General features: G+C 70.2%; 4 protein-coding genes. All 4 read right to left on the bottom strand.

Annotated elements, in window-relative coordinates; all coding sequences use genetic code 11:
* Positions 1–100: 100 nt before the first annotated feature.
* Positions 101–442, bottom strand: coding sequence for a hypothetical protein (locus HDA31_RS10290; protein ID WP_178064870.1), 342 nt, complete (start codon positions 440–442; stop codon positions 101–103).
* The gene (locus HDA31_RS10285) at positions 439–861 is read right to left on the bottom strand and encodes a YbaB/EbfC family nucleoid-associated protein (RefSeq protein ID WP_178064869.1); all 423 of its coding nucleotides are present in this window, start codon (positions 859–861) and stop codon (positions 439–441) included. The genes HDA31_RS10290 and HDA31_RS10285 overlap by 4 nt, the downstream gene beginning before the upstream one ends.
* Before the next feature lie 68 nt (positions 862–929).
* A complete protein-coding gene (locus HDA31_RS10280; RefSeq protein WP_178064868.1) occupies positions 930–4,061 on the bottom strand; it encodes a hypothetical protein in 3,132 nt (1,043 codons plus the stop codon).
* A 2-nt stretch (positions 4,062–4,063) separates the two neighbouring features.
* On the bottom strand, positions 4,064–4,435 hold the full coding sequence (locus HDA31_RS10275) for a hypothetical protein (protein ID WP_178064867.1): 372 nt from the start codon (positions 4,433–4,435) through the stop codon (positions 4,064–4,066).
* Between the last annotated feature and the right edge of the window lie 139 nt (positions 4,436–4,574).

Raw genomic sequence — 4,574 nt, 5'->3', positions numbered from 1 at the left:
CGCCAACGCCCCTTCCCCGCCCCCGATCAGGGGCAATCAGTGCGAATCGCCCGGCGGCGCAGACCACCGCCCCAGCCCTCGGCTGTCCCGTCTCCGCGGATCAGCTCCGCGTGCCACCGCTCATGTCCGGGACCATCTCGGTGCCGGTGGCCTCGGTGTTCTCGCCGACCCGGCGAACCATGTCCAGCTTCTCGCCCTGGAATCCGGCCGCCTCAGCCAACTTGGCGTACGCCGCGAGCACGATGCCCGCGAGGACCTGCTGCACGGCCGCGCGGGCCTGGAGGCTCAGTTCGTCGTTCGCGGGGACGCCGGCCGCCCACCGGCACTCGGCGATCTGGCGCACCGGGTCCACCGTGCCGATCAGGTGGTCCTTGAACTGGCCCACCAACGGCACCTGCCGGGCCAGGGCCTCCCCGTTGAAGGTGATCCGTGACCCGCTCACGACGCCGCCGGCCCGGTCCGCCGGTCGGCACCGCGGGAGACCATGCTGGCGATGCCCTCGACGAGCTCCTCGATGCTTCCGGCCGACTGCGCGGCGTCGTCGAGGCCGGTGAGGTGACGCGTCAGCTCGGCGGTGCCGGCCATCGTCTTGCGCTGGGCCTGCTCGCGAGCGGTGCGCGTCGTCGTCACGATCAGGTCGGCCAGCTCGGCTGGCGCGAGTCGCCGGTAGGCGTCCCCGTTGAAGGTGATCCGGCTCAGCTCGCCGTGCCCACCCACGGTCACCGACAGCAGCTTCTTCTTGTCCTCCACCGTGGTCTGCGCCCGAGCCACCCGCCGACGTACCCGGTCGGCCGCCTCATCGACGTCCTTCAGGGCCGCCCGCATCTCGGCCAACAGTTCCTCGTCGCCCAGCATGCTCATCCCGACTACCTCCTCCTCTTGTCCCACGGCTGACCCGCCCCACCGGGTTCACATCGGCGCAACAGTGTTCACCGGCCCCGGTACCGGCGACGCTCGTCCTGGCTGCCGGGGCGCTCGTCGACCGGCATGCCGAACTCGTCCTCTTCGACCCGGGCGTCACGACCGCGCCGGCCGACGACCGCGGGCGCGCAGTCGGGGTCGGTGCCCCAGACCTTCTCGTCCTCCTTCAGCCAGGTGCTGCGCTGGCGATCACGGTCCTGTCCCTGGTGGGGCAGGCCGCCCATGCCCGGCATCATCGGGGGCATGAACGGCATCCCACCGCCCGCCATGCCGCCCCCGCCGGACTGCGGGAGACCAGGGCCGGCACCCGGACCCGGGGTCAGGTTGGCCCCGACCGGGCCGCCGACGGGCACCCCCAGCTTGTCCGGGTTCAGCGCTCCGGCCGAGCCGGACACACCCGGCACCGCCGACAGGCCCCCGGTGCCGACCTGCACCCCGGGGACGTGCGGGAAGCTGGCCGAGCCGGGTCTGGTGACGTCGCCGAGCGCCGGAGGAGCGGTGATGCTCCCGGTCATGCCCGGCTTCGGCGACACGTCCTTGCCGTCCACCGTGGTCGGGAACGGATTCCGGTCCACCGGCGCCGTCGGCCCGGCGTCGGGCCACGGCAACCGACCCGTGTTCACGCCCGGCACGGATCCACCCCCGCCGGTGTCGGGCCACGGCAACCGACCCGTGTCCAGGCCCGGCACCGATCCGGCCCCGCCGGAGTTTCCTGACGGGTTGGGCAGCCCGAGTTTCGCCCGCTCGGCGGGCGACAGTGGGAGTTCGTCCAGCAGCCCGCCGCGTTGCAGCGCGTCGAGCTGCTCCGGACTGAGCTGACCGAGGTTGCTCGCACCCCCCGGCGACAGACCGTTCCTCCGCAGGTGGTCAGCCTGCTCAGCCGTCAGCGGCACATCGTCGAGCAGCCCGGCCCCGTCCAGTTGCCGCAACTGCGACGGCGTCAGGTCACCCAACGACTGCGGCCCGTCCAGGCCGAGCTTCGCCCGCTGGTCGCCGGTGAGGGGGGTTTCGTCCAGCAGTCCGCCGCGTTGCAGCGCGTCGAGCTGCTCGGGACTGAGCTGACCGAGGTTGCTCGCACCCCCCGGCGACAGACCGTTCTTCCGCAGGTAGTCAGCCTGCTCAGCCGTCAGCGGCACATCGTCGAGCAGCCCGGCCCCGTCCAGTTGCCGCAACTGCGACGGCGTCAGGTCACCCAACGACTGCGGCCCGGACGGACTGCGGTTGAGCCCGAGGTTCTTGGTCGGCAGGTTGCCGCCCCCGCCGCCCCCGGTGAACGGATTGCCCACACCGGCGCCCCCGGTGAACGGATTCTCCGCGCCACCGCCGGCGGACGGCATGCCCGACTTGACCTTCAGGTCGGTGGGCAGGCCGCCGCCCGCGCCACCACCGAACGGACCGCCCGCGCCACCGCCGCCGAGCGCGCCGTCCAGGTTGCCGTTGGCGAACGGGATGCCCGCACCGCCACCGGCGGACGGCATGCCCGACTTGACCTTCAGGTCGGCGGGGAGGCCGCCGCCCGCGCCACCACCGAACGGACTGCCCGCGCCAGCACCGAACCCACCGACCGAGTTGGGCATCATGCCGGCGGGAAGGTTGCCGCCGGCCCCACCAGCGAACGGATTACCGGCGCCAGCACCGGCAAAGGAGGCACCCAAGCCATTGGCGAACGGATTGCCGGCGCCACCGCCGGCGCCCGCGTTGGGCACCAGGCTGGTGGGGAAGAAGGCGCCGGCGCCGCCGCCATTGGCGAACGGGTTACCCACGCCGCCGCCGTTCGGGAACGGGTTGCCGAAGTTGGCTCCCACGTTCGCGAACGGGTTGCCCACGTTGGCAAAGGGATTGCCCATGTTCGCGTACGGATTGCCGATGTTCGCGTACGGGTTGCCCACGTTGGCGAAGGGGTTTCCCATGTTCGCGAACGGGTTGCCCCAGTTGGCGAAGGGGTTGCCCATGTTGCCGAACGGGTTGTTGGGGAAGCCGCCGTTGGGCATCCCCACGTCGTTGGGCATCGGGTTGGGCGGGACCGGCTTCGGGTCGGTGATGCTCATCGGGTTGCGCGCCTCGGCGAACACCGACACCAACTTCTTCGCCGCGAGCACCGCCGGCGCGAAGGTCTCGATGGCGTTGTCGGCCCACATCTGGCGCAGATGCTGATCCAGCTTGTTCCACTCGGGGATGCTGAAGGCGTCGAACGGGTGGTACTTCACCCATGCGGGCGGCGTCCACGTGACGGTGCCCGCGTCCGAGCCGCCGAACTTGGTGCCCTGGCGGTCGTATCCCGCCGTGTCTCCGGTGTCGGCGTACTGCTGGCCCAGGTCCCAGGCGTTCGACTGGCCGTCGTGCAGGTCGCCGTACTGGAGCGTGCTCTCGTTGAACATCGTGGCGATGACCCGGTACGGGTGCTGCCAGGTGCCGGCCGGGTGGATCGAGGACCACTTCTCGAAGGTGTCGGCCACCGCCGTGATGAAGTCCCTCATGGCCTGCTCGACCTGGGACAGCGAGGTGTCCCAGGTCTTGAACTGGGGCAGGACGTCGGCGAGGTACTTGTTCGCCTCCTGCACCCGACGCCGCCAGGCCGATTCGGCGGAGCCCTTGAAGTCGGGGCTCTTGGCGTTCACCGACTTGACCTGATCGGTCAGCTCGCTCGAGATCCCCACCGCGTGGGTGGTCAGGTTGGCCAGGATCTCGCGGACCGATCCGATCGAGTCCGGGTCGAACGCCTTGTTCGGCCCGGCCACCTTGGGCAGGTCGACGATCATCCGCTCCCACGCGTTGCCGAGCGAGACGACCGGGTTGCCGTCGGCGTTGGTCGAGCTTCCCGGGTCGGTGGAGTTGCCCTTCTGCCCCTGGGTGTCGTCCCGGCTGGTCACGCCCACCCACACCGTCAGCCGGGTGATGTGCTTGGTGGCCCCGTTCTGCTTCCACCGGTAGAAGGTGACCGCGTCCTTGTTGTACTCCGGCATCCAGCTACCGGTGTGTTTGAGCGTGCTCGTCTGGGAGATCAGCCAGTAACCGGGCCCCTTGATGGTCCGCGGTCGGAAGTTGTCGTTGATGGATGCCTTTTCGCCGCCCTCTCCACCGCCGAGCACCAGCCCCAGAATGCTCGCCAGGGCATCCTCGAACGTCGCGGTGTTCGCCATGACTAACCCCCGGCTTTGGGCATGAAGTACTCGAACTGCTCGGCGCTCAGCGTGCTCGTCTGCTCGACGGCGTCGGAGTCGGCCAGCAGGAACTTGATGCCGTTCTCCAGGTTGTTGAGCTCGCCCCGGGCGCCCTTGAGCCGGTTGGCCAGGCCGGCCCGGACGACGTCGATCGCCCCCGTCAGGTCCTCCGCCTCGGTGAAGCCCTTGCCGCCGAGGCGCAGCTTGAACTGCTTGGTGATGTCGACGGTCGAATCCGGCAGGGAGCCGTACGGGTAGTTCTTGCCGTACATCAGATCGATCTCGTCGACCTGCTTGGTGTAGGTGCCGTGCAGCTTCCGCAGGTAGCTCTCGTTGATGACGATGTTCTTCATCGGGGTGTTCCTCTCGGATGGAGACGGGCCAGCCGGACTCGGCTGTCCGCCGGCCGGGGCCGAGGTCCGGACGAGTCCGTGGACGGTTGCGGGTCAGGCGCGCTGGTCCACCCGGTGGTGCGGCGGACCAGCGCGCCTG

It is taken from the genome of Micromonospora carbonacea (genome assembly GCF_014205165.1).
Lineage (GTDB): Bacteria > Actinomycetota > Actinomycetes > Mycobacteriales > Micromonosporaceae > Micromonospora > Micromonospora carbonacea.
Note: the sequence above shows the minus strand (reverse complement) of the source record. Positions and strands in the feature narration are given on the sequence as shown.

Excerpts from the sequence above, each read along its gene's own strand:
- HDA31_RS10285 (WP_178064869.1), bottom strand. The coding sequence starts at position 861 with ATGAGCATGCTGGGCGACGAGGAACTGTTGGCCGAGATGCGGGCGGCC.
- HDA31_RS10280 (WP_178064868.1), bottom strand. The coding sequence starts at position 4,061 with ATGGCGAACACCGCGACGTTCGAGGATGCCCTGGCGAGCATTCTGGGG.
- HDA31_RS10275 (WP_178064867.1), bottom strand. The coding sequence starts at position 4,435 with ATGAAGAACATCGTCATCAACGAGAGCTACCTGCGGAAGCTGCACGGC.